Origin of the sequence: Paenibacillus sp. NPDC056933 (assembly GCF_042674385.1) — a bacterium.
GTDB lineage: Bacteria > Bacillota > Bacilli > Paenibacillales > Paenibacillaceae > Paenibacillus.
Genome location: NZ_JBHUQN010000003.1, coordinates 400,767 through 421,382, shown reverse-complemented (window position 1 = coordinate 421,382; position 20,616 = coordinate 400,767). Strand labels below are relative to the sequence as shown.

Annotated in this window: 21 protein-coding genes; 2 read left to right on the top strand and 19 right to left on the bottom strand. The window is 49.1% G+C overall.

From position 1 onward, the window contains the following. The 13 genes from ACFTRD_RS22120 to ACFTRD_RS22060 all read right to left on the bottom strand — a co-directional run. On the bottom strand, nucleotides 1–803 hold an 803-nt coding region (locus ACFTRD_RS22120), incomplete at its 3' end, for a glutathionylspermidine synthase family protein (protein ID WP_379383775.1). A gap of 6 nt (nucleotides 804–809) precedes the next feature. After that, nucleotides 810–1,085: a hypothetical protein gene (locus ACFTRD_RS22115; RefSeq protein WP_379383773.1), complete on the bottom strand. Its 276-nt coding sequence runs from the start codon at nucleotides 1,083–1,085 to the stop codon at nucleotides 810–812. Then, nucleotides 1,085–1,504 (bottom strand): hypothetical protein, encoded by a 420-nt coding sequence (locus tag ACFTRD_RS22110; protein ID WP_379383771.1) that lies wholly within the window; start codon nucleotides 1,502–1,504, stop codon nucleotides 1,085–1,087. Before ACFTRD_RS22110 ends, ACFTRD_RS22115 begins: the two co-directional genes overlap by 1 nt. Nucleotides 1,505–1,849: 345 nt before the next feature. Beyond that, nucleotides 1,850–3,784: a ribosomal protection-like ABC-F family protein gene (abc-f, locus tag ACFTRD_RS22105; protein WP_379383769.1), complete on the bottom strand. Its 1,935-nt coding sequence runs from the start codon at nucleotides 3,782–3,784 to the stop codon at nucleotides 1,850–1,852. A gap of 98 nt (nucleotides 3,785–3,882) precedes the next feature. Then, complete coding sequence (locus tag ACFTRD_RS22100; RefSeq protein WP_379383767.1) at nucleotides 3,883–4,044, bottom strand: hypothetical protein; 162 nt, start codon at nucleotides 4,042–4,044, stop codon at nucleotides 3,883–3,885. Nucleotides 4,045–4,151: 107 nt separating this feature from the next. Next, nucleotides 4,152–4,439, bottom strand: a complete 288-nt coding sequence (locus ACFTRD_RS22095; protein WP_379383765.1) for a YesK family protein — start codon at nucleotides 4,437–4,439, stop codon at nucleotides 4,152–4,154. A 193-nt stretch (nucleotides 4,440–4,632) separates the two neighbouring features. Continuing rightward, nucleotides 4,633–5,541: a ketose-bisphosphate aldolase gene (locus ACFTRD_RS22090; RefSeq protein WP_192271671.1), complete on the bottom strand. Its 909-nt coding sequence runs from the start codon at nucleotides 5,539–5,541 to the stop codon at nucleotides 4,633–4,635. 64 nt (nucleotides 5,542–5,605) lie between these two features. Continuing rightward, nucleotides 5,606–6,697 carry a PTS fructose transporter subunit IIC gene (locus ACFTRD_RS22085; protein WP_062322846.1) on the bottom strand — a complete coding sequence of 364 codons (1,092 nt, stop codon included), beginning with the start codon at nucleotides 6,695–6,697 and terminating at the stop codon, nucleotides 5,606–5,608. Between the two features lie 16 nt (nucleotides 6,698–6,713). Continuing rightward, entirely contained in the window at nucleotides 6,714–7,031 is a 318-nt protein-coding gene (locus tag ACFTRD_RS22080; RefSeq protein WP_062322848.1) for a PTS fructose transporter subunit IIB, read from the bottom strand. A gap of 62 nt (nucleotides 7,032–7,093) precedes the next feature. Beyond that, the gene (locus ACFTRD_RS22075) at nucleotides 7,094–7,561 is read right to left on the bottom strand and encodes a PTS sugar transporter subunit IIA (protein WP_217998933.1); all 468 of its coding nucleotides are present in this window, start codon (nucleotides 7,559–7,561) and stop codon (nucleotides 7,094–7,096) included. After that, nucleotides 7,536–9,548, bottom strand: a complete 2,013-nt coding sequence (locus tag ACFTRD_RS22070; protein WP_379383761.1) for a BglG family transcription antiterminator — start codon at nucleotides 9,546–9,548, stop codon at nucleotides 7,536–7,538. The genes ACFTRD_RS22075 and ACFTRD_RS22070 overlap by 26 nt, the downstream gene beginning before the upstream one ends. Nucleotides 9,549–9,841: 293 nt before the next feature. Continuing rightward, nucleotides 9,842–10,840, bottom strand: coding sequence for a glycosyltransferase (locus tag ACFTRD_RS22065; RefSeq protein ID WP_379383759.1), 999 nt, complete (start codon nucleotides 10,838–10,840; stop codon nucleotides 9,842–9,844). Between the two features lie 71 nt (nucleotides 10,841–10,911). Then, complete coding sequence (locus tag ACFTRD_RS22060; protein ID WP_379383757.1) at nucleotides 10,912–12,072, bottom strand: aminoglycoside phosphotransferase family protein; 1,161 nt, start codon at nucleotides 12,070–12,072, stop codon at nucleotides 10,912–10,914. A 113-nt stretch (nucleotides 12,073–12,185) separates the two neighbouring features. Here ACFTRD_RS22060 and ACFTRD_RS22055 point away from each other — a divergent pair, with 113 nt between their 5' ends. Continuing rightward, nucleotides 12,186–12,782, top strand: a complete 597-nt coding sequence (locus ACFTRD_RS22055) for a TetR/AcrR family transcriptional regulator (protein WP_379383755.1) — start codon at nucleotides 12,186–12,188, stop codon at nucleotides 12,780–12,782. A 222-nt stretch (nucleotides 12,783–13,004) separates the two neighbouring features. Beyond that, nucleotides 13,005–13,586, top strand: coding sequence for an NAD(P)H-dependent oxidoreductase (locus ACFTRD_RS22050; RefSeq protein ID WP_379384437.1), 582 nt, complete (start codon nucleotides 13,005–13,007; stop codon nucleotides 13,584–13,586). 401 nt (nucleotides 13,587–13,987) lie between these two features. Here the strand turns inward: ACFTRD_RS22050 and nikE are convergent, their stop codons facing one another. From nikE to ACFTRD_RS22020, 6 genes are all read right to left on the bottom strand, one after another. Beyond that, the gene (gene nikE, locus ACFTRD_RS22045; RefSeq protein ID WP_379383753.1) at nucleotides 13,988–14,788 is read right to left on the bottom strand and encodes a nickel import ATP-binding protein NikE; all 801 of its coding nucleotides are present in this window, start codon (nucleotides 14,786–14,788) and stop codon (nucleotides 13,988–13,990) included. Nucleotides 14,789–14,900: 112 nt separating this feature from the next. Then, a complete protein-coding gene (locus ACFTRD_RS22040; protein WP_379384435.1) occupies nucleotides 14,901–15,704 on the bottom strand; it encodes an ABC transporter ATP-binding protein in 804 nt (267 codons plus the stop codon). Between the two features lie 60 nt (nucleotides 15,705–15,764). Next, nucleotides 15,765–16,595 carry a nickel ABC transporter permease subunit NikC gene (gene nikC / locus ACFTRD_RS22035; RefSeq protein ID WP_379383751.1) on the bottom strand — a complete coding sequence of 277 codons (831 nt, stop codon included), beginning with the start codon at nucleotides 16,593–16,595 and terminating at the stop codon, nucleotides 15,765–15,767. Beyond that, nucleotides 16,592–17,536 carry a nickel ABC transporter permease subunit NikB gene (gene nikB / locus ACFTRD_RS22030; RefSeq protein ID WP_379383749.1) on the bottom strand — a complete coding sequence of 315 codons (945 nt, stop codon included), beginning with the start codon at nucleotides 17,534–17,536 and terminating at the stop codon, nucleotides 16,592–16,594. The genes nikC and nikB overlap by 4 nt, the downstream gene beginning before the upstream one ends. Before the next feature lie 79 nt (nucleotides 17,537–17,615). After that, nucleotides 17,616–19,247 (bottom strand): nickel ABC transporter substrate-binding protein, encoded by a 1,632-nt coding sequence (gene nikA / locus ACFTRD_RS22025; protein ID WP_379383747.1) that lies wholly within the window; start codon nucleotides 19,245–19,247, stop codon nucleotides 17,616–17,618. Between the two features lie 295 nt (nucleotides 19,248–19,542). Next, nucleotides 19,543–20,484, bottom strand: coding sequence for a glycoside hydrolase family 113 (locus tag ACFTRD_RS22020; RefSeq protein ID WP_379384433.1), 942 nt, complete (start codon nucleotides 20,482–20,484; stop codon nucleotides 19,543–19,545). Between the last annotated feature and the right edge of the window lie 132 nt (nucleotides 20,485–20,616).

The window sequence follows — 20,616 nt, the reverse complement described above, 5'->3', positions numbered from 1 at the left end:
GGATTCATCAGCCCTAAGCGCCCATCCTGTACCAGCCCAAGCAGCGCTGCACCGATGTCCACCCCCGTCGTTTCATCTCGATCATCGACTAGATATTCCAGGGGATAGAGGCGGTACAACAGGTTGATCTCGCGTCCATGATGGTAGAGCGCCTCCCCCGGAATAATCTCGAGTTCTTCCAGTGGAGCGTAGAACGTTTCGTACCCCACCTCCTGGCACAGCTTCATCAGGTACTCCGTATTGGTCCGATCCTCCACATGCTCTCCGAATGATGTGAATGTCACCGGTCCCTTTAATCCCTGTTGAGCATAGGCGTCCAACCAGCTGTGAAAGCATTCCCGAAGACGCTCATCCATCTTGGCGGATGGCGCAGTGAATGCTGCCTTCTCGGCCATGCCCACAAGTATGCCTTCCAGCCCAGCTGCTTCAGGTATGCCGGTTGGCGTGTCCGTGTTATTTTCAATACATTTTATCCCGGCTTCCCCAATAATCCAGTCCTGTCGAGTGATTCCCCCTGTCACCATCTCCATACGCGCCGCTTGAATAAGGCCTGGATGAATACCCAACTGGTGCTCCAGGAAGGAGTCGGGCATGTACTGCTGGATAAAACGCATGACTTTGCAATAAATCCCGTCTACAGCCTCAACTGCTGTACGCAGTTCCTGCATCTCCACAGGGGAATAGACCGTTAACGCAGGTACAGCATATTGCTTGCCATACATTCGGTGATAGGGAACTTGTTGTCCTGCTTCGCCCCTGAATACTTCTTCATGACTGAACGGCAGTTGGTAAACATGCCTCATCCGGTTCTAACCTCCCGAACTGCGGAAGAAGCTGCCAAAGCCGCTCGACTTCGAACTGGATTTACTGTAGGAACTGCTGTCCTTATTGCTTCGATAGGATGATCCGCCGCCGTAGTAATAGTGTCCACTACTGGAATCATACTCACATCCAGTATCGTATTCCGGGTCACATTCATCGCTATTGCTGCTACAACCGGATAATACGGCCGGAACCGCAAGCATTAGTGAGAAAGCAACCAGCTTGGCGCGCGAACCCGGTTTGGGTATAGGATTTTCGGCCATTACAGATCCACCTCCTTCATAAAAAACAACACTTTCTTGCGATCCGCATCCAGCACGGAATACACAAATTCATAGGTCGTACCGCCCCGGACCATGTAATGGTCCAGCAGTTGCTCGGCAAGCTCCATCGTGTACGAGGAGGATTCCGCCACGTCCAATTCCTGAAATGCACTCCCATTCCACAGCATATATTCCGCGCTGTACATGGAGGACATTTTACACATTGCCAGTGCAGCGTCCGCAATCGCTGTACCGTATTCCTCTGGCATTTGATTGTGATACTCGGTCACGTAGACTGCATGCTCCCGACGATCCTCGCATTCATTGGATAGATGCGCCCAGAGCTTATTTTTCATCAGGGTAGCATCAACCAGCTTGCGCATGAACAGCTCATCGCGAGTGACCGATACCTGCTCCAATGCCCCCGTCTCAACCTGCCGGTCATCTGACCAATTCCGATAAGTCAATGAATAATAAATAAAGATAACCTGCCTTTCTGTAAGCTCTAAGAGGAGCCGTTTCCATATACACAAACGTATTTAACGCATGAGAAGGAAAAAAGTTACACTACTCCCGATGACATGGTAATAAACTTGTTGCATAAATTCTACAAAGCGTCTAATTAAGAACGGTGGAGATATCCATTTTACTAGAATACTGGCGATCTAACCGCGTGATGATTCAAATTTCAAATCCAAAAAAGCCGGAGAACATCCTCCGGCCTCTTCATTCATCTCAAAATTAGCTTCTTGTCCTGACCTGTCTCACAACGCTGCCCACTGGGCCAATATTTCATTGTATTCATCAGAAAGCCGCTCGTGTTCGTTCCACAGTTGTTCCAGATCGATTGGATTGTTCTGTACGGATTCAAGCTGGTGATCCAGCGCCTGAATCTGCCCTTCAAGGCGGGCCAGTCTCTGCTCCAATTGTTCAGCGGACAGCTTTTGAGATTGGTGCTTCGTATCAGCCGTTCTACCAGACTTCGCCTCGGAGTTCGGTTGTGAACCTCCACGTGATGGAGTCGCTACAGCTGCTATAGGCTGACTTGCCACTGCTGCACGGGCTTGCAGATCAATCTTCTTCTCCCGATAGGCTTCATAGTCTCCCAGATAAGCAGTCATCTGACCATTTTCCAGTTCCCACACACGGGAAGCGAGGCGATTGACGAAGTAGCGGTCATGCGAGATGGCAAGGACTGTTCCTTCAAAATCAACCAGTGACTCTTCGAGCGCTTCCCTTGAAGCAATATCCAGATGGTTGGTCGGTTCATCCAGCAGAAGCACATTCGGCTTGCGCTGAACCAGCAGAGCCAGCCTTAGTCGTGTCCATTCCCCACCAGATAACTGCCCTACCGAGCGGAACACATCTGCTCCATAGAATAGATATCGGGCCAGAATGCCGCGCGCCTCCCCTTCTTCCACACCCGCTTCCAGCCGGAAGTACTCCAGGACATTCAGCTTCGGATTGGAAGGCTCCTCCTGCTGGGCCAAATAACCGACGTCCACACGTGCCCCCCACTCCAGGTTGCCTGCAGTCGGTTGCTCCTCTCCCAGCAACAGCTTGAACAACGTCGTTTTGCCTGAGCCATTGCGTCCAATAAGAGCAATTTTGTCGCCATATTCCAACAGACCTGAGATTCCGCGCAGGATTAGACGTTCTCCATAACTCTTCTCCACTTGCTCCATGACAGCCACCCGTTTTCCCGTACGGTCTGTAGGACGTACATCGAAGTCAGCGTTACGCCGCTCCAATATCGGTCGCTTCACCTGTTCCATCCGTTCGATTGCTTTACGCATGGAAGCTGCACGCCGGAAGAACTTTTCATTGCCCCCAACTCGGCCCCATTCTTCCAGTTGGCGGATCGTTTCTTTCATTTTTTTGATCACCTTCTGCTGCTCCTTGAACTCCTCAAATTGCTGCAGCAGCCGTTGTTCCTTCACCTTCATATATTCCGTGTAACCACCCGCAGCTGTCTGCGCCTCGCCATCCTCCAGCTCCAGCGTTCGGTTTACTACACGATCCAGGAAATAGCGATCATGTGAGATCAGAATAATCGTGCCTGTATACTCGCGCAAAAATCCTTCCAGCCACTCTACCCGCTCCAGATCCAGATGGTTGGTCGGCTCATCCAGCAATAACAGATCAGGCCTTACGATCAGCTGTGAAGCGAGCACAACCCGGGTCTGCTCCCCACCCGACAGGGAACCAAAACGCCATTCATAATGCGCCTTGGCGATATCCAGACCGTCTGCCACCTGATCGATCCGTGCATCCATCTCGTAACCGCCCTCACGCTCAAACTGATCTTGCAGTGCCGCGTACCGCTTCAACAAGCGCTCCAATTGTTTCGGATCGGCTGCACAGTCTGGATCGGACATCTGCTGCTCCATTTCCTTCATCAGACTCCGACATTCCATAAGCTCCCTGAATCCAAGACTCAGTACATCCAGCACCGTGTGATCATCCATTCCTTCCGGCACTTGGGCTACATAACCGATCCGTGTATCCTTCTTGATCATCAATTGACCTTCATCCGGCTGGCTTAGTCGTGCCATCAGACGCATCAATGTCGTCTTGCCGCTTCCGTTGCGGCCAATCAGGGCGACCTTGTCGCTTTCCATAATTTCAAACGTAATGCCGTCCAGCACCAGATGTGCTCCGTGGTATTGGGTCAGTTGTTGTGCGCTAATAATCATCATAATAAGGTTCCTCCTATGGATTGGAAGATCCTGACCGCAACACAAAAAGAGCCACAGGAGGTTAGCTCCGCGGCCCTTCAGAATTCAAGCAAAATTGCTTATCGTCCGAATGAGGTCAAGGCAGGCATCTTCTCGCAAATGTTAACTTCCGTATATTTAAAATTGGACAGACTTCTCCCGTTGGTTGGAAAAGTATGAACAATGCCAGCCATAGCAATCGGCAGCTGGCTAATACGGTTGTTAAGCATCGCGTGATTCACCTGTCTTCACCTCCCTTGTCATAATTAATGTCAATATATCACAGACGAATGCATTCCTGCAACCGTCCGATTGCCCAATTCTCTTAGTAGAGTAAACCCCATTCGTTCTATTCGTTCCTTCTGCGCCGCCGCATAACCAGGTCCACAATAATGACCGTGATCAGGGTGAGCAAGCCGGAAGTTGCAATCGATACCCCCAGCAGAGCATAGCCGATCCCGTTCCAGCCGCCAATATCAACGCTGATCATGATAACGATGGCTCCACCCAGCAAGGCCACACAAGGCAGAATATATTGAGCCCTTGTCATCTGCCGACCTTGCAATCGATAGATGAGCCATTCAATAAGCAGCAATGCGAGCCAAATAAGGAGTATCAATATAATAAGACCTTTCACTTATACGCCCCCTTCTCCTAAATACATTCCTCCGAATGACCACTGATACTCAGCATTCTGGATACGTGTAGAGTTTATCACATAATGAAGCCCTCCATTCACGATAAATCGAATTCGTGAATGAGGGCTTCAAAGAGGTTTCATGATATCAAATTGGCATATTTCTTATGATGCCTTGTTCCTGCCAGCAGGCTCAGTAAAGGCTTACACTTTCAGCCTGGCGTTGTTCATAACGCAGTCCCTTGTATAAATCCGCTTTGCCGATCGAATTGAACAGATTCATTTTATAGCGAATGACGCTTTGGGCCTCGGCAATGCATTCCGGATAAATGGCATTAGGGTCCCATAACTCCGTTGTACTTAAAATTTCACGAGCTTTTTTGAAGTATGAATATTTCATATCGCTGGAAATATTGATTTTACAAATGCCCAGCTGAACCGAGTCGGAAACCTCCTGATCCGGGTTAGCGGACCCCCCGTGAAGAACGAGAGGGATATCTACCAATTGATTGATTTCTCTCAAGATATCCATTTGCAGCTCCGGTTTAATATGCTTGGGATAGATGCCATGGGCTGTACCGATGGCTACTGCTAACGTGTCGATCCCCGTACGTGCCACAAAATCTTCCGCCTGAGCCGGGTCTGTGTAAGTTACCACCGATACGCCGCCTTCGATAGAGTTACCGGTCTGCCCAATCGTTCCCAATTCCCCTTCAACAGAGACGCCGACAGCGTGTGCAATTTCCACCGCCTGTTTTGTAATAGCCACATTGTCTTCATAAGGGAGCAGGGAACCGTCAATCATGACGGAGGTGAATCCACACTTGATCGCCCGGATGATATCAGCAATGGACCCGCCATGATCCAGATGGATCACCAGTGGAACATGGCTGGCATGTGCACGCTGGCGGGCATATGCGAAAAACTCATCCGTCAAAAATTCAAGTTCCGTGGGGTGGATGGCGATGATAGCCGGTGAATTGGAATGTTCGGCCTCCTCAATCACCGCTCTCAAAAATGTACTGTCTGCCACGTTAAATGCGCCTACCGCGAATTTGTGTTCCTTGGCTACCTGTAGCAATTCCTTCATCGTAATCAACATAAGTTCACATCTCCTTTGGATTAGTGTATAGATTTAGTGGTAAGCGTTCTCATCTTGGTGAGCCTTACTCCACTTTGAACACAATGTCATCGAAGCTTACGCTTTCATCTTCCGTGTCGTCGAATTCTTCATCTATAGCCGTTACCGGCTTCTTTAATAGGGATAGGGTTATTCCACAGATTCCGGTACCAATGAGAAGAGACAGCATAAACAGCCACGGATGCGTAAAAAGGGGGACAACGAACAATCCGCCGTGCGGCACCGGGGCCTCAACACCCCAGATCATAATCAGACCACCTGCTATCGCTGAGCCGATGACACAGGAAGTCACCACCCGGACCAGATCCCTTGCCGCAATCGGAATCACTCCCTCCGTAACCATACAGATTCCCATCGGAAATGCAGCCTTTAACGATTCCTTTTCCGCTGCTGTGTATTTGTTTCTCGTCAGGAAGTACGATAGGGTGATCCCCAGTGGTGGAATAATCGAGCCGACAAACTTGACAGCCTCAGGCCCATAGATACCTTGGACCAGCATTCCATCGGCAAACAGCGACATCGTTTTATTAACAGGTCCTCCAAAGTCAAAGGTAGCCATCAAGCCCAGAATGGCCCCGAGCGCAAATTTGGAACCCCCCTGCATCGATTCAAGCACATGGGTGAGGCTGTCCTGCAGCCAGACAATCGGCTGACCAATAACAAGGAAGATACACAAACCGGAAATCAGTGTGGCCAGAAACGGAATAACGAGAACGGGCATTAATCCCTGCATGGACTTTGGCAGCTTTACATATTTTCGGATGCCAATAACAACATAACCCACGAGGAATCCTCCCAACATCCCACCAATGAACCCCGCTTGAATCTGACTGCATATAAAACCAACAATTAATCCTGGAGCAATTCCGGGACGGTCGGAGATCGAATAAGCAATCGCTGCGCAAATTAAAGGTACAACCAGCCCCATTCCCCAACCGCCGATCTGGTTAATCATATACGGAATGGTTCCTTCCGCCTTGCCCACATCGGCTCCTCCTAATATTTGACCCAGCGCGATACACAGCCCTGAAGCAACGATCAAAGGAATCATATAGGAAATTCCGGTTAACAAATGGCCTTTGATCACTGAACCTGCGTTATTGGATTTAGCGCTCATCGTCTCGCCTCCCTTTTTATGAGGATACCCCTAAAGACTGCTCCACCTTTTCAATGAATTTAATCGGCGCTTTAATAACCGTTTCGGTTTTCACCCGAATGATCCGCTTGCCTTTGAACCGTTCTTCTCCGCCGATCTTGATATCTGCGGCCACAATGACAACATCAGCATCTCTGATCTCTTCCCTGGAAAGCTCGTTTTCAGTTCCTATGGTGCCTTGAGTCTCCACTTTAATCTCATGTCCACGGGCTTTCGCGCCTTTGATCAATTTTTCCTTGGCAATATACGTGTGGGCAATACCAGCAGTGCATGCGGCTACGGCTACAATGTTCATCAGTATCCCTCCAAATGATGTAGGTGTGCTCCATTTAATTAAAATCCAGAAAGTTCCTTATTCTAAGATACGCTCTCCCTGCTTGCAAACAGCTCCATAATCCGGGCCGGATCAGGCTCATGCATCAAACGTTCCAATACCTCCTCATCAGCAAGCATACTGGCAACCTGGACCAACAGTTTCATGTGGGTTGTATTCCGGTCCACAAGTCGTACGGCAAACAAAATAACGACATGGACAGGTTTGCCGTCCAGGGTTTCCCATTCAAGTGGGTGCTCTGTCCGCCCTATGGTGAGCGAGGTTTTGAGAACAGCAGCCGACTTGCCATGAGGAATGGCAACATGATTCTCCAGACCAGTCTGACCTTCTTCCTCTCTTACATAGACGTCCTTGATAAACTCCTCTTTGGAGGACAGAGCACCATCCTTCTCCAGCAAATCTGCCAGTTCCTCAATGGCTTCATCCTTGGTTCGAGCTTGTAGATCCAGCTTAATCAACCGTTCGTTAATAATCTTGGTTATATCCATCATGGTCCTCCTCCTGATCGTGCTTCGACTGTAATATCCCGACAAGCTCCATAGGTGTAGTCACTCTCATGATCTGTTCATACATACGCCTGCACATCAACAGGCTCTGTATTTCGATCAGCAATTCAGTTATTGGTTCATCTTTTGAGAAAGCGATTACAATTTCCAGTTTGCTATTTGCCGCTTCACCTTGAACAACATTAAAACCGACGACTGGATTAACGTTCATATCACTGCGGGTTAGAAAAACAGACAAATGATTATTCAGCTTGGCCTCGGCAAACGTCCGATTCTCCATGTTAGCGCCTACATGTTTGAGTATGGATGTAAACAACTCCAGACGGGACGCTGTCCCTTCTGCAAACGTTGCCTTCGTATTCGTTTCAATCTGCAAACAAGATGGGTGAACGTACGCCCCGAGCAGCGGAAATGAAAACACCTTGTTTTGATGCTGATTCAACTTCTCCTCGTTAAACTTGGCCTTGATTAAGCTGACATCCGTATCATTTAAGAGCGCCGAGACATACACAACCGGCAGATCCTGATGCTCCAGTTTAACGGTAGATATGATCAAATCAATTCCCGTCCAATCCTCCGTGCGCTTGAACCAGCTTACCGAAATGACATCAACGACTTCCCATTCGGGAAATGAACGGTTGATCCGGTTTTTCAGCAAATGAGAGGTGCCTATTCCAGTAGAGCAGACCAGAATAACTCTTTTCTTTTTACTGCTTTTCTCAATGGATGCCTGAAAATAAAGTACCAGGTAACTTATCTCGTCATCACTAAACGTATTCAAACCACAGGCTTGGGCAATGGGCAGCATTCCCAAACGGACCAGGGAGAAGATCTCGGCATACTCCTTGCTTATCTCCTCCAGCAGAGGATTATTAATGGAAATGTTGTATTTTAGACGGTTCAGCATCGGTTTAAAATGAATAATCAGTCCCTTGTACAACTGTTCGTCTTTTGTAAGGTCACGCCGGATCATACCAGATACGGTCTGAATCAATTCCTTGACCATCGCTTTGGACTCCGGGCAAGCTTTGTCCATCAGACCTGACAACTCATGGTTAAGGGACGGGACACTCATTCCTGACGAAATCAGATATTGGTAGATGAAATAGATCTCTTCACTTGGCAATTCCAATCCGTATTGTTCCCTGATCCTGTTGGCCATGTCTTTTGCGATAGAATGCACAGCTGGGTCGGTTACTGGATGTTCAGAAAATCCGTCAGCCAGGCGAATGACCTTGCCACTCTTCAGTCTGCGGATACAAATCAGCAGGTGAGTCAGCATGTTGATGTAATATGGGTCACCTATGGTATATCCTAATCGCTGCTCGGTTTCTTCCAGAATGCGTTGAATTCCTTTTACCGGATCGGAACCAAAATGTTCAATCAATTCACCCAGTGTGTTGCCATCAATCCGGGACTGATGCTCTTGTTCTTCCTTCCGTTCTTCACTCACAAGTTCATGAATGAGAGAAGCCATGGCTTTGCGAATGTCAATCTCCGAACCAATCAGACGGGTGCCGAGTTGGCTTTTTTCCAGTCGCAGATGAAAGGGTTCAATTCGTTCTTCAATGGCCTTGAGATCATTCACAATTGATGCCTTGCCAATAAAGTATTCTTCTGACAGTTTGTTAATCGAGGTTTCCTCAGGAGAATCATATAATAAATTCGTCAATATTTTGATTCTCCTCGCCTCAACGGAAAGGGTCGTCACCACCTTTTTTCCCGGAATCCATTGCGTCCTCCTCAGTTCCATCGTCTGTTCCTGAGTTAAAGCCAGCGCAATACCAGTTCCCGGCTTCCGTTCAAGGCGAATTCCGCGAGTATCCAAATTGTTCTCCAGGGCGTTTAGTTCCCTGTAAATGGTTTTTTCGGACCAGTTCATGTGACTGGCTATTTCTTTGACCGGAACGAAATCCCTACGCTCCAATAGAAAATGCAAAATCTGATATTCTCTCGCAGACAGCGCCTTCATTTGGGAATCACTCCTTCCTTACGCTCACAGCATAACACCCCTATTTTTTTTGATAAATACTAAAATATGTCCATTTCATTCGGGTCAAATTAATATACCTCCTGTTCAGCGCTAGCGGAACACCCGTTGATTTAGGGATATAGAAAAGGCTCCTGATCGGATTCCCTACCCGATTAGAAGCCTTTTGCTCTCCTTTTTCGATCTACTGCCTGAATGCTATAGCTGCTCATCCTGCCGTTATTGCCCAGATTAATCCAAGAACCTCACACCGTGTATACCTGTATCTATATGGATCACTTCAACCAATTGGCGAAAAACTCCCGGTACCCTTCTTTCATAATCGTACGCGAGAAGGCACCAAACGCATACTCCCGGTTATCTTCCGACACGCTGCGCGGCGCCGCAGCAGCCATGTTCACCAATTCAAACCAGTTATCCTCGTTGCCAGCAAAAGCATGTGTGGAACGGATGTGTCCATAACAGGCATGCTCCGGCTTCACCACCATTTTGCCCATCGCCATCGCTTCGGTCAAAGGCATCGCAAACGTATCAAACGCCGAACAGCTCCAATACACCTTGGACGAGTTCATCAGGGTAAATACTTCATCCTGTGTCAGCGCGAATTGCAATTTTACGTTGTCCGGAATGTTGTATTTCTTCATGCTTTCCTCATAGCGGCGACCGCCGAATACCATGTATACTTCCTTGTCCGGGTTCTGCCGGGCGTATTCCAGCACCAGATCCGGGCGACGATTCGCTTCATCCCGACCGATCCAGAGCACACGATTTTGCACAACCTGACTCGGGTCGTAGTGGCGGTTTGCGAGTTCTTCGCTAAAGCCAATCGGGATGACGTTCACGTCATGTACACCGAAATTGCGGCCAAGTTCCGTTTTTAGAAACTCTGTCTGCACAATTGCTTTATCCACCATCGTATAAAATGGCTTCATCATCTCATACCCCGTCAGCGCCGGGTCGGGAAAGCTGTGCGGGAACAACACACTCTTCGGTAGAAACATTTTGAGGAATGTAAACCCGGATACGGTGTAGATGACATGCTCTATATTTTGGCTATATATCTGGTCCAGCACGATATCATAGTTCACCAGGTCGCCTTTCTCATGCTCATAGCCCGGCAACCAGTCATACCCGCTGACATGGCGCTCTGGTGAGATGAACACAATCTCCACGCCCAGTTCCAGCCCAATCTGCTTCAGCCGATCCGCAAAAACGCGCGGGCCCTGAGCCTCCGTGAATTGAATCTTACGCATGACGAGTCCAACTTTACGCATGTTCTGCCCCCCTCATTTCTATTCTGCAAATTAGAGCGTTTTGCATAATTCGATTCCTGTCACTCTCTGATTTATGCAAAATCCCCAAATAACTGGTTCATGCACTGCCCTAGCGTCGCTGCCGTTTCATTCCACTGATTCCGCAGCTGTTCTTCGGGCCATACACAGTCTGCACTTCTGAGATCCCCATCAATCAGACGCAGCATCCAGAGCGAGAATACCATGGCATATGCACTGTACCACCTTTTAAAAGTAACCCGGTCAACCTGAACGCTATGCCGCTCCAGCCCGTCCAGATAAACATCAATAATCCGCTCCCGCAGCTCCGGCGTAACGGTTCTCGGAAACAGCGGATGCGATAGATCCACCAGATGGTACATGTCCCAAAGCGGCGTGTTGAGATGAGCATGCTCCCAATCGATGATGACCAGCCTGCCGTTCACATCCGCCATGTTACCAGGATGCAGGTCACCATGACACAAAACACGAGGTAACTTCTCCTCCGCTGTATGGATTAGCGAGGCGATGTTGTGCCAATCCGATGGTGACAGCGTGATCTCCAGCTTGGACAACAAATTAGCGGTGGATTCCTTTTGCCCAAGCAGATCATCCAGCATGTCCCGGATTGGCGGTTTCTGACCCATCCGGGGCAGCTTGCCCCAATCAGCAACAGATAACGTGTGCCACTCCGCCATATGTACAGCAGCAGCCAGCATGATCTCTTCCCGCGAATCATGCACCAGTTCGCCCAGATCCTCATAGATGATCCAGCTCTGATCCGGTGTAGCGTCTCTGACCGATGAAGCGATGAGCCGGGGATAGATCGGCGGTAAATACGCCAGCACATGCTCTGCCATCCACAGTTCACGCCCATGCTGTCCGTGATGTGTCAACGGCTTAAAAATATAGCTTTCCCCGCCCGGAACGGTGAATCGCTCAACATATCTGCCGTTCATGCCTTTGTACAGCCGCTCACGCTTGCATACATAACGGTCATCCAACGTTCCTTGCGGGGTCACCCAGCAAGGAACGTGTAATTCTGCATTCCCCTGGTCCCCCATACTCCGTGTCCTCCGTAATTTGTCCGAATGAAAACTCCGGCATTTTGCATCATTCGCTTCCTCCACACCCGCAGGTACAAGCTCCCGTTGAGCAGAGACGACTTGCTCTATATCGTTCAGTTTGTAAAACGTACTCGGCAATGATGTAAAATGCTCATTTCTATCCATCATACGTTGACACTCATCAGGCTGCAAGCTTTTGAACGAAGCACTCTGGATGCAGGATATAAGGCAATTCATAAATTTTCGTTGCAATTTAGTTAGTAATCACTTACTATACAATTATGAAGAACAAACCTCATGTAGATAGCAAAAAGAAAGACATCCTACAAGCGGCGATGCGCTTGTTTGCAACCAAAGGCGTTGACGGCATTTCCGTCAAAGAGATCGGCGACGCCGCCGGAGTAACGGATGCGGCGATTTACAAACATTTTAAAAATAAAGATGCCGTTGCCCTTGAGGCCTTCACCCAATATTGCGCGGACTATACTGCATTAATTGACGGGTATGTTCGCCAGGATGGTCCGGTGCTGGAACGCTTTCGGCAACTGATTACCGAAGTTCTCCACTTGCACGATGAAGATCCCTACGGACTGCTGTTGATTTCACAGAATCACGAAATTTTCATTGAAGCTGGAAGCAGTGAAGATTACCGCCAGCCGTTGGATGCGTTGATTGATCTAATCGATCAGGGAATTATGCGAGGTGAACTGCCCGCTCAGGACTCACGGCTCACAGGTGTTCTGGTGATCGGTGCAATTACACGCATGGCCGTCTCCAGTATGCAAGGTGAACTGCCCGAACTGCTTGTTCCGTACACCGGGGAAACCGTTCACCGCCTTGCTTCGATGTTGGGACAGGTATCGGCTGAATTGGGATAGAATCGACGACTATAGGCATTGCGAAGCCGTTCCGTTCTCGCAGTCTTGAAGAGACGGCTCTGATCAAGATGGGTTCCGTTGTAATATCATTCGTTTAAATGATACAAACCAGGTTCAACTACCTTCAGGAAAATTCCTGAACAGTTATCAGGTCATTCGTGACCTTTTCTTTTTGCAAATGAGGTTAGTGTTCATTAACTAAAATAGACAGGACGTGTCGACATCATGAAGAAAATATTAATTATCCAAGGCAACCCCGTTTCTCCAAGTTACAATGGTGCAATCGCCGAAGCTTATCAAAAAGGGGCAGTTGCATCTGGTGCAGAAGTACGCACGCTTACCCTAAACGAGCTGGAATTCAACATGAATTTAGAGGGAGGCTATCGTAACAAACTGCCGCTTGAACCGGACTTGCTGGAAGCACAAGAGGCGATTAAATGGGCAGAGCATTTGGTATGGGTATTCCCGATTTGGTGGGGAGGACCACCAGCTTTGTTCAAAGGATTCATCGACCGCATCTTCATGCCAGGTTATGCCTTCAAGTATCACAAAGGTAAACTTTTCCCGGATCAGCTGCTCAAAGGCCGTACGGCTCGCATGATTACCACAATGGATGGTCCGAATTGGTACTACAAATGGTTCCAGGGTGAGCCCGCACACAAAATGATGAAGATCTCCACCTTTGCGCTGACAGGCATCAAACCTGTGCGCATAACACCTGTAGATCAGGTCGGGAAACAGTCCGAGGAACAGAGAAAGAAATGGCTGGAGAAGATCGAGCTGCTTGGGCGGAAAATGGGGTAGAAGCTGTTGGGTGAAGCGTACGCTTCCGAATCAGCTTGCTTGCATAAAGGTATTAGCCCAATCCTTCAGGTTATTTCTGCCCTCTACGTTGGTTAGCTCAAATTATATGGAAAGTCAGTACAACGTATATATCCAGACACTAAAAAGGGATGTTCCTACGTCATAGTCATGACGGGACATCCCTTTTCATCATTCATTATAGTCTAACGAACCTTACACACGCTTATAGCTCCATTTTCGACAAGTCTGCGGTTTAACGAATCGTAGCAGCGTTATTCTCCCAATCTGTATGTGCCTTCGCAGGTTTTGGCAGGTTTGCATCGGAATAACTCCACTTCACAACGGAATGGCAGCAACGATGATAACCAACAAACAGCCTTTCCAATAACATGAGCAACCTATTACCCAAATGTAATGCGCTCCGACGGATGCTCCGGCAAAATGGATGATACCAACTGTTTCACAGCTGGATGATTCGACTGCATTACCGAATCCCCGGCATCACCGCTATAGACCAGCCTTCCCTGATCCATCACCACGATGCGATCGCAGATGGTCATCGCCGCCCGAATGTCATGTGTGATAAACAGGTAGGACAACCCATAAGAAGCGCGCAGCTCTGCCAGCAGCGATAAAATTTGAGTCTGATGCACCATATCCAGGCTGCTGACCGACTCGTCCAGTACGATTAGCTTTGGCCTCAGCGCAATGGCTCTGGCAATATTCACTCGCTGTATTTGACCGCCGCTGAACTGATGGGGAAGCTTGTTGCTGTCCTCCGGTGCAAGCCCCACCTGTTCAAGCAGCTGACCAATGGTCCATTGCTGCTCCTTTGATGACAATCTCGCGTAATTATCCAGCGGTTCACCAATGATCTGAGCTGCCGTCATCAGCGGGTTTACGGCAGAATAGCAGTCCTGGAACACGACTTGCAGATCGCGCCTTATCCCTTTCAGCACCTGTTTGCCCGCTTGGTATATATCCTGTCCCTGAAATATAACCTGTCCCTTAGTTGGCTTTTCCAACCCAAGGATGATTTTGCCCAATGTACTTTTACCTGCACCACTTGTCCCAAGCAAGCCCAGACATACCCCTTTCTCAATCGCAAGCGAAATGTCTGCCAGCACAGGAGGACGTGTCCCCGAACGATCCAGCCAGCTGCGTTTGCCATAGCTATGGCTTACTTCACGTACCTGAAGCATCAGGTCATCATCCTCTCTTCTCTTCGACTTGGCAAGGAAAGCCTCTCCATAACAACAAAAACAGTTCGTCCATTGCGATCTATTCGCCCCTGCTCAACTTAACCACATGCGTCTAATCCAGAGATAATTTGGGCCTGGCATGAAGCAACATTCGTGTATATTCATGCTGTGGCTGATCAAACAACTGATGGACACCTGCCTGCTCCACAATTCGCCCTTTTTGCATAACCGCAACCTCATCCGCCATTTGAGAGATTACGCCCAGATCATGCGAGATGAGCAAAATGGATGTGCCGTACTCTGTACGCAGCCGCTCCAGTTCTTGCAGCACCCGCAGCTGGTTCACCACATCCAGCGCCGTGGTCGGTTCATCCGCAATGACCAGAGCAGGCCGCAGGCACATGGATATGGCAATCATGACCCGCTGCAGCATGCCGCCGCTCAGCTGGAACGGGTAACGCTTCATCAGCTTGGCCGGTTCCGGCAGGTTCATGTCAGCCAAGGCAGTAACCGCTTGCTCTCTGGCTTGGACTTTGGACATTCCAGTGTGTGTACGCAACGTTTCAATGAATTGAGAACCTATCGTATACACAGGTGTAAAAGCATTCATCGGATTCTGCATAATGAACCCGATCTCCTTGCCCCGAATACGCCGCATCTCCTCGCCGGACAATGAACCAAGCTCCCGTCCATGTAGACGGATGCTGCCGGTCACTTCCATTCTGCGCGGGTCAAGCATGCGGAACAATGCGTTGCACGTAATCGTTTTGCCACTGCCGCTCTCACCAACCAGTCCGAATACACTGCCTTTGTTCAGCACCAAATCCATCGGCTCTAGCAGAGGCGCGGTATCATGTTCCGTTTTGAGCTTTACTTGCAGACCTTGGACTTCCAATACCTTCGCCGTATCCATCACCATCGCTTCCGTTCACCCCCGTCTGCATCTCCATCCCCTTCGAATCCAACAGCCGAAATTTTAACGTTTGGCAATGCCATATCGCTCAGACAGTGCTTCTCCCAGGATATTGAACGTAATGACCACCAGCAGAATCATCATCCCCGGATAAATCATTAACTCGGGGTGACTGCGAATATAACCCGTTCCTTCATGGATCATCGCGCCCCACTCGGCGTTGGGTGGTTGAATACCGAGACCAAGGAAGGAGAGTGCGGATATATCCATAATCGCCCAACCCATCTCCAGCGTACCCATGACGACAATTGGACGCTGCACGTTGGGAATAATATGTTTGCGGATAATCGTCCAGGAAGATGAGCCGCTAATGCGAGCCGCTGCGATGAAGTTTCGCTCCTTCAGACTGACCACCATATTTCGGCAGATCCGTGCATAATACACCCACTGCACCATCATAAGTGCCAGTAGTACCTGCATCAGACCCGGACCAAATATCCCGACTATACCAAGCACCAGGACCAGATTCGGAAAAGCCATTACCCCTTCACAGAAGCGCATGAGCACACTGTCCACCCAGCCGCCAAGGTAACCTGAGATTGAGCCTACAAGGACACCCATGATTAGAGAGGACAGAAAAATAAGAGTCGCAAACCCAAGCGACACCCTCGCCCCATAGATCAGCCTGGATAAGGTGTCGCGGCCCAGATGATCCGTTCCCAGCCAATGATCCAGCGAAGGACCCTTCAGCTTTTGCAGCAGATTTACCTTCACCGGGTCATGCGGAGCGATCCACGGGGCCAGCAGCGTCACCACGAAGAACAGCAAAACAATAATTGAGCAGACCATGATGGCTCTCTGCCCTTTGAACACTGTACGCCATTTGTTTATCAATGCTCTGCCCGTCCTTTCGCTGATATTCGTGGGTCCATAGCCAACTGCACCAGATCAACGAGCAAATTGCATACGATGAACAGGCATGCCGCCAGAAAGACGTAACATTGGATAACCGGAATATCCCGGTTAAATATCGCATCGACAAAGTAACGCCCGAATCCGGGCCAGGAAAACACCTGCTCCACAATAATGGTTCCTGTGAGCAGCTTCCCCATATTCATCCCCATTCCGGTAATGAGGGGCGATATGGCAATTTTGAGCACATGCTTCAGCAAGATAACCCGCTCTCGCAGACCTCGTGTTCTGGCGTACTGGACATACGTTTCCTGTAATTGCTCCAGCACACTGGAGCGGAGCAGCCGCGTATACACAGCAATGAGAACGAGCGAAAGGGTCACCGTGGGCAACACCAGATTCTCCCATGAACCCCGCCCCTCCACAGGAAGCCAGTCCAGCTTGACGGAGAAAAAGAAGATGAGCAGGTATCCGAGCCAGAACTGTGGCATCGATGCTCCGAAATAGGAGATGCCACGGCTGACCATATCGATCCAGCTATTTTTGTAAACCGCCGCCAGAATCCCCAAGGGTATGCTCACCAGGGCCGAGAACAGCATGCTCCACAAAGCCAATTCTGCTGTCGCGGGAAGTCTGGCTTTCACCTCATCCCATACCGGCTTGTTCGTAAGATAGGATGTGCCGAAGTCCAATCGGGAAATTTTCTGGAGCGTATGAGCATATTGAGTTAATAAAGGCTGGTCCAGACCGAACTCGTGCCGCTTCTGCTCCAGCAGCTCCGGCGTCGGGTAGATATGTGCGGCTGTGAGATAAGCCTCGGCTGGATCAACCGGTGAAATATGAATGAGCGCAAAGGTCACGAGTGTAGCGATAAAAACGATAGGAATGATCGCGATCATTCGTTTCCCGATATAGCCGATCACCAAACGTTCCTCCCTTTTATCAAGCAGCATAGACCTCGCTGGCATGTATTCATGCATGAATGTGTATATGTTTGTTGATTTATTGGTTACCTACTTCAATACCTACAAACGGATTCTCATCACGGTTCGCCGGGAAGATAAAGTTCGTAATCTTCTTCTGATATACTGCCGTTTTCTTAATATAAGAGATCGGTACGATTGCCGACTGTTCCTGAAGAGTTGTCAGGATGGAGCCATACAGCTCCTGGCGTTTCGTCTCATCTGTGGAGGAAAGGGCAGCATGCACCTGCTCGTCCAGTTCTTTTTTCATCGGCAGGGCGCTCAATGTTTCCGAAATACCAAATCCAGGACTCGCGACTACATTAATGAAGGAATGTGGATCATACGGCGCACCGTAGTTGTACCAAAAGTACAGGTCGAAATCGTTGGCTTTTAAACGTTTGATCTGTACGGTCAGCTCCAGCCCGGTGAGGTTCACCTTGACCCCAAGCTCACTCCATTCTGCCTGAATGGTTTCCGCCATCGCTTTCTGAATCGGATCGGTTTTGTCAAAAATCATCTCAAACTCCAGCGGCTGACCATCCTTCTCACGAACGGTACCGCCCGCCGGAAGCTTCCAGCCCGCTTCATCCAGCAAGACCTTGGACTGTTCGACATCATATTCAATCGGTTTCAGATCGACATTGGTATACGGATAGTTTTTGGACAATACCGTGTCTGCTGGTTCCTCCAGCCCCGCGGTTACGCCCTCTACCATTGCCTTTTTGTTAAACCCTTGTTGCAACGCCATCCGTACTCTTACATCGGACAGCTTCGGATTGGAAGAGTTCAGCAGCAGGTCACGCGTACCTACCGGTTCAGACAGTTGAGTTACGTATTCATCGTTGTCACGAAGCTGCTGGAATGCATCCAGACTGATGACACCTTCCCCGTAGATCAGATCCAGATCTCCTTTTTCAAAAGCAAGCACACGGGTTTCACCATCTGGAATGATCTTGACAGTAATCTGATCCACCTTCGGTGCTGTTCCCCAGTAATTCGGGTTGCGCTTGAAGACAGCATATTCGTCCTGCTTGTAATCAGCCAGCATCCACGGACCAGTCCCAACCGGCTCCTTGATGCCCTTGGACGTATCCCCGTCATCAGGGAATCCGGCTTCACCCAGGAATCGGAACGGGCGGACCACAGACAGATCCTGAAGAACAGGATAGTACGGCTCTGTGAGTGTCATGCGGAACGTGTGATCATCCACCACTTCCGTCTTGTCGAGTACACCAACTATGCCCAACCAGCTATGCGTATCTTTGTTTTTCATGACAGCATCAAAATTCTTTTTCACAATTTCAGCATTAAATGGCGTACCATCTGAGAATTTCACACCTTGGCGAAGCTTGAATGTATATACTTTGCCATCATCGGAAATCGTCCATGATTCTGCCAGCGCAGGTTCCAGTTTCCCGTCCTTCTGGTAGCTGATCAGCGGCTCATAGAGCATGGATTGGGCAAATAATTGTGAAGGATTGTACGTGTGCGGATTCATTGTACCAATATCACGTGGCCATGACATTGTAATTGATTTGGCGGACGTTTGATTCGAGGCAGCAGATGAGGATTTATCTGCTCCTGTATTGCCGCAGCCTACGATAACCAATAGCAACAATAGCGTAGTTGCCAGCATGAAGGCAGAAAATTTGCGATGTTGTACAAACATGGACATAGAACCCCTTTTCTCTATTTCATGATAATGATTATCATATTCATCCATTAAGGATAGGCAGGAGCCTTCCTTTTGTCAACATAATTCGATATCTCCATTAATACCATTAACCAAGCTAAAAATCCCTTCCTGCTGGAGGAAGGGATTTTTAGCTTGAATACGAATCATATCTGCAAGAATAAGCTATACCATAATCTACTGCACCCTGCTCACAGTCCGAAAATTATCAAAACTAGATAAAAGAGCATTCTCTAAGATCCATCTTCACATACGCCTTCTTGCTTCTCGTTTACACTCCCGCTGTAGTCCTCTGGTAAAAGCGACGAATAACCTGCTCCGCCGGCTTGCCATAAACGCCGTATCCATCATCGTTCAGGGCATCCTGCTCCTGATACAGATGGGCACTCCAGTCCCACAGACCAAAGCCCCGCACCCAGTCCCGCTGGCTGGCATGACGGAACATGGCTTCATAGAACTGCGCCTGTTCCTCCGCACTCACTTCACCTTCCAATCCCCAGTCGTTCGGCACTTGCGCCGATCCACTTCGGCTTGGACAGCCTGCTTCTGCGAAGAAGAAAGGTTTGTTATAGGGTGCAATAGCCTGTTCAATTCGATCCAGCTGCGCCTCCCAATCCCCAATCGGATAGTAGCCGCTGGAGGAAATGACGTCCACGGCGTCCCACCATTTCACATGACCTTCCTGATACTTGTCGGTGTTATACGATACGAGTCCGGAGTACACTTCACGAACAGCAGTGATAACCTCGCGCCATTCCTGATCCCGGCGTTCAGACTGCACCATCTCACAGCCTGCAATAAACATCTCGCATTTCTCGCGCTCGGCAATTGCTGCATAGTGCTTCTGATAAGCGGTATAACTGCGGAACCAATCTTGCCATTTCGGCTCACACGGCACATCGATATCAAAGAAGTTAATGTGCGCACGCCATGTGCCATCGGTGCAATTAACGGTTGGTTTCAATATGACACGCAGTCCAAGTGTGCGGGCGTAACGTATCATCTCCACCAATTCGTCGTCTTCCACCATATGCTCACCCTGATACTTGACCTCTACCGCCTGTGGATGATCCTGATGTGCCGCCAGTGCAAAAATGACATGTGAACTGCCTGTGCGTTCAGCCATCAGGCGTAGGGATTCTTTTGCTTCAGGCTTGCGGAAGTCTCCCCGGCCGCTCATCCAGCCAAATGTAGATCCCTTGATGTACTCCATATGCATTGCGCTGTAGAGCCCCTTTCATGTTCAACATATTTCTAAAATGAACAGACGATCTTTCCACTCGTCACTCCGATTGCAGCACCATCTTCCGATCGCCGTTATCCCCGGATTTTCTTTTAATCCCTT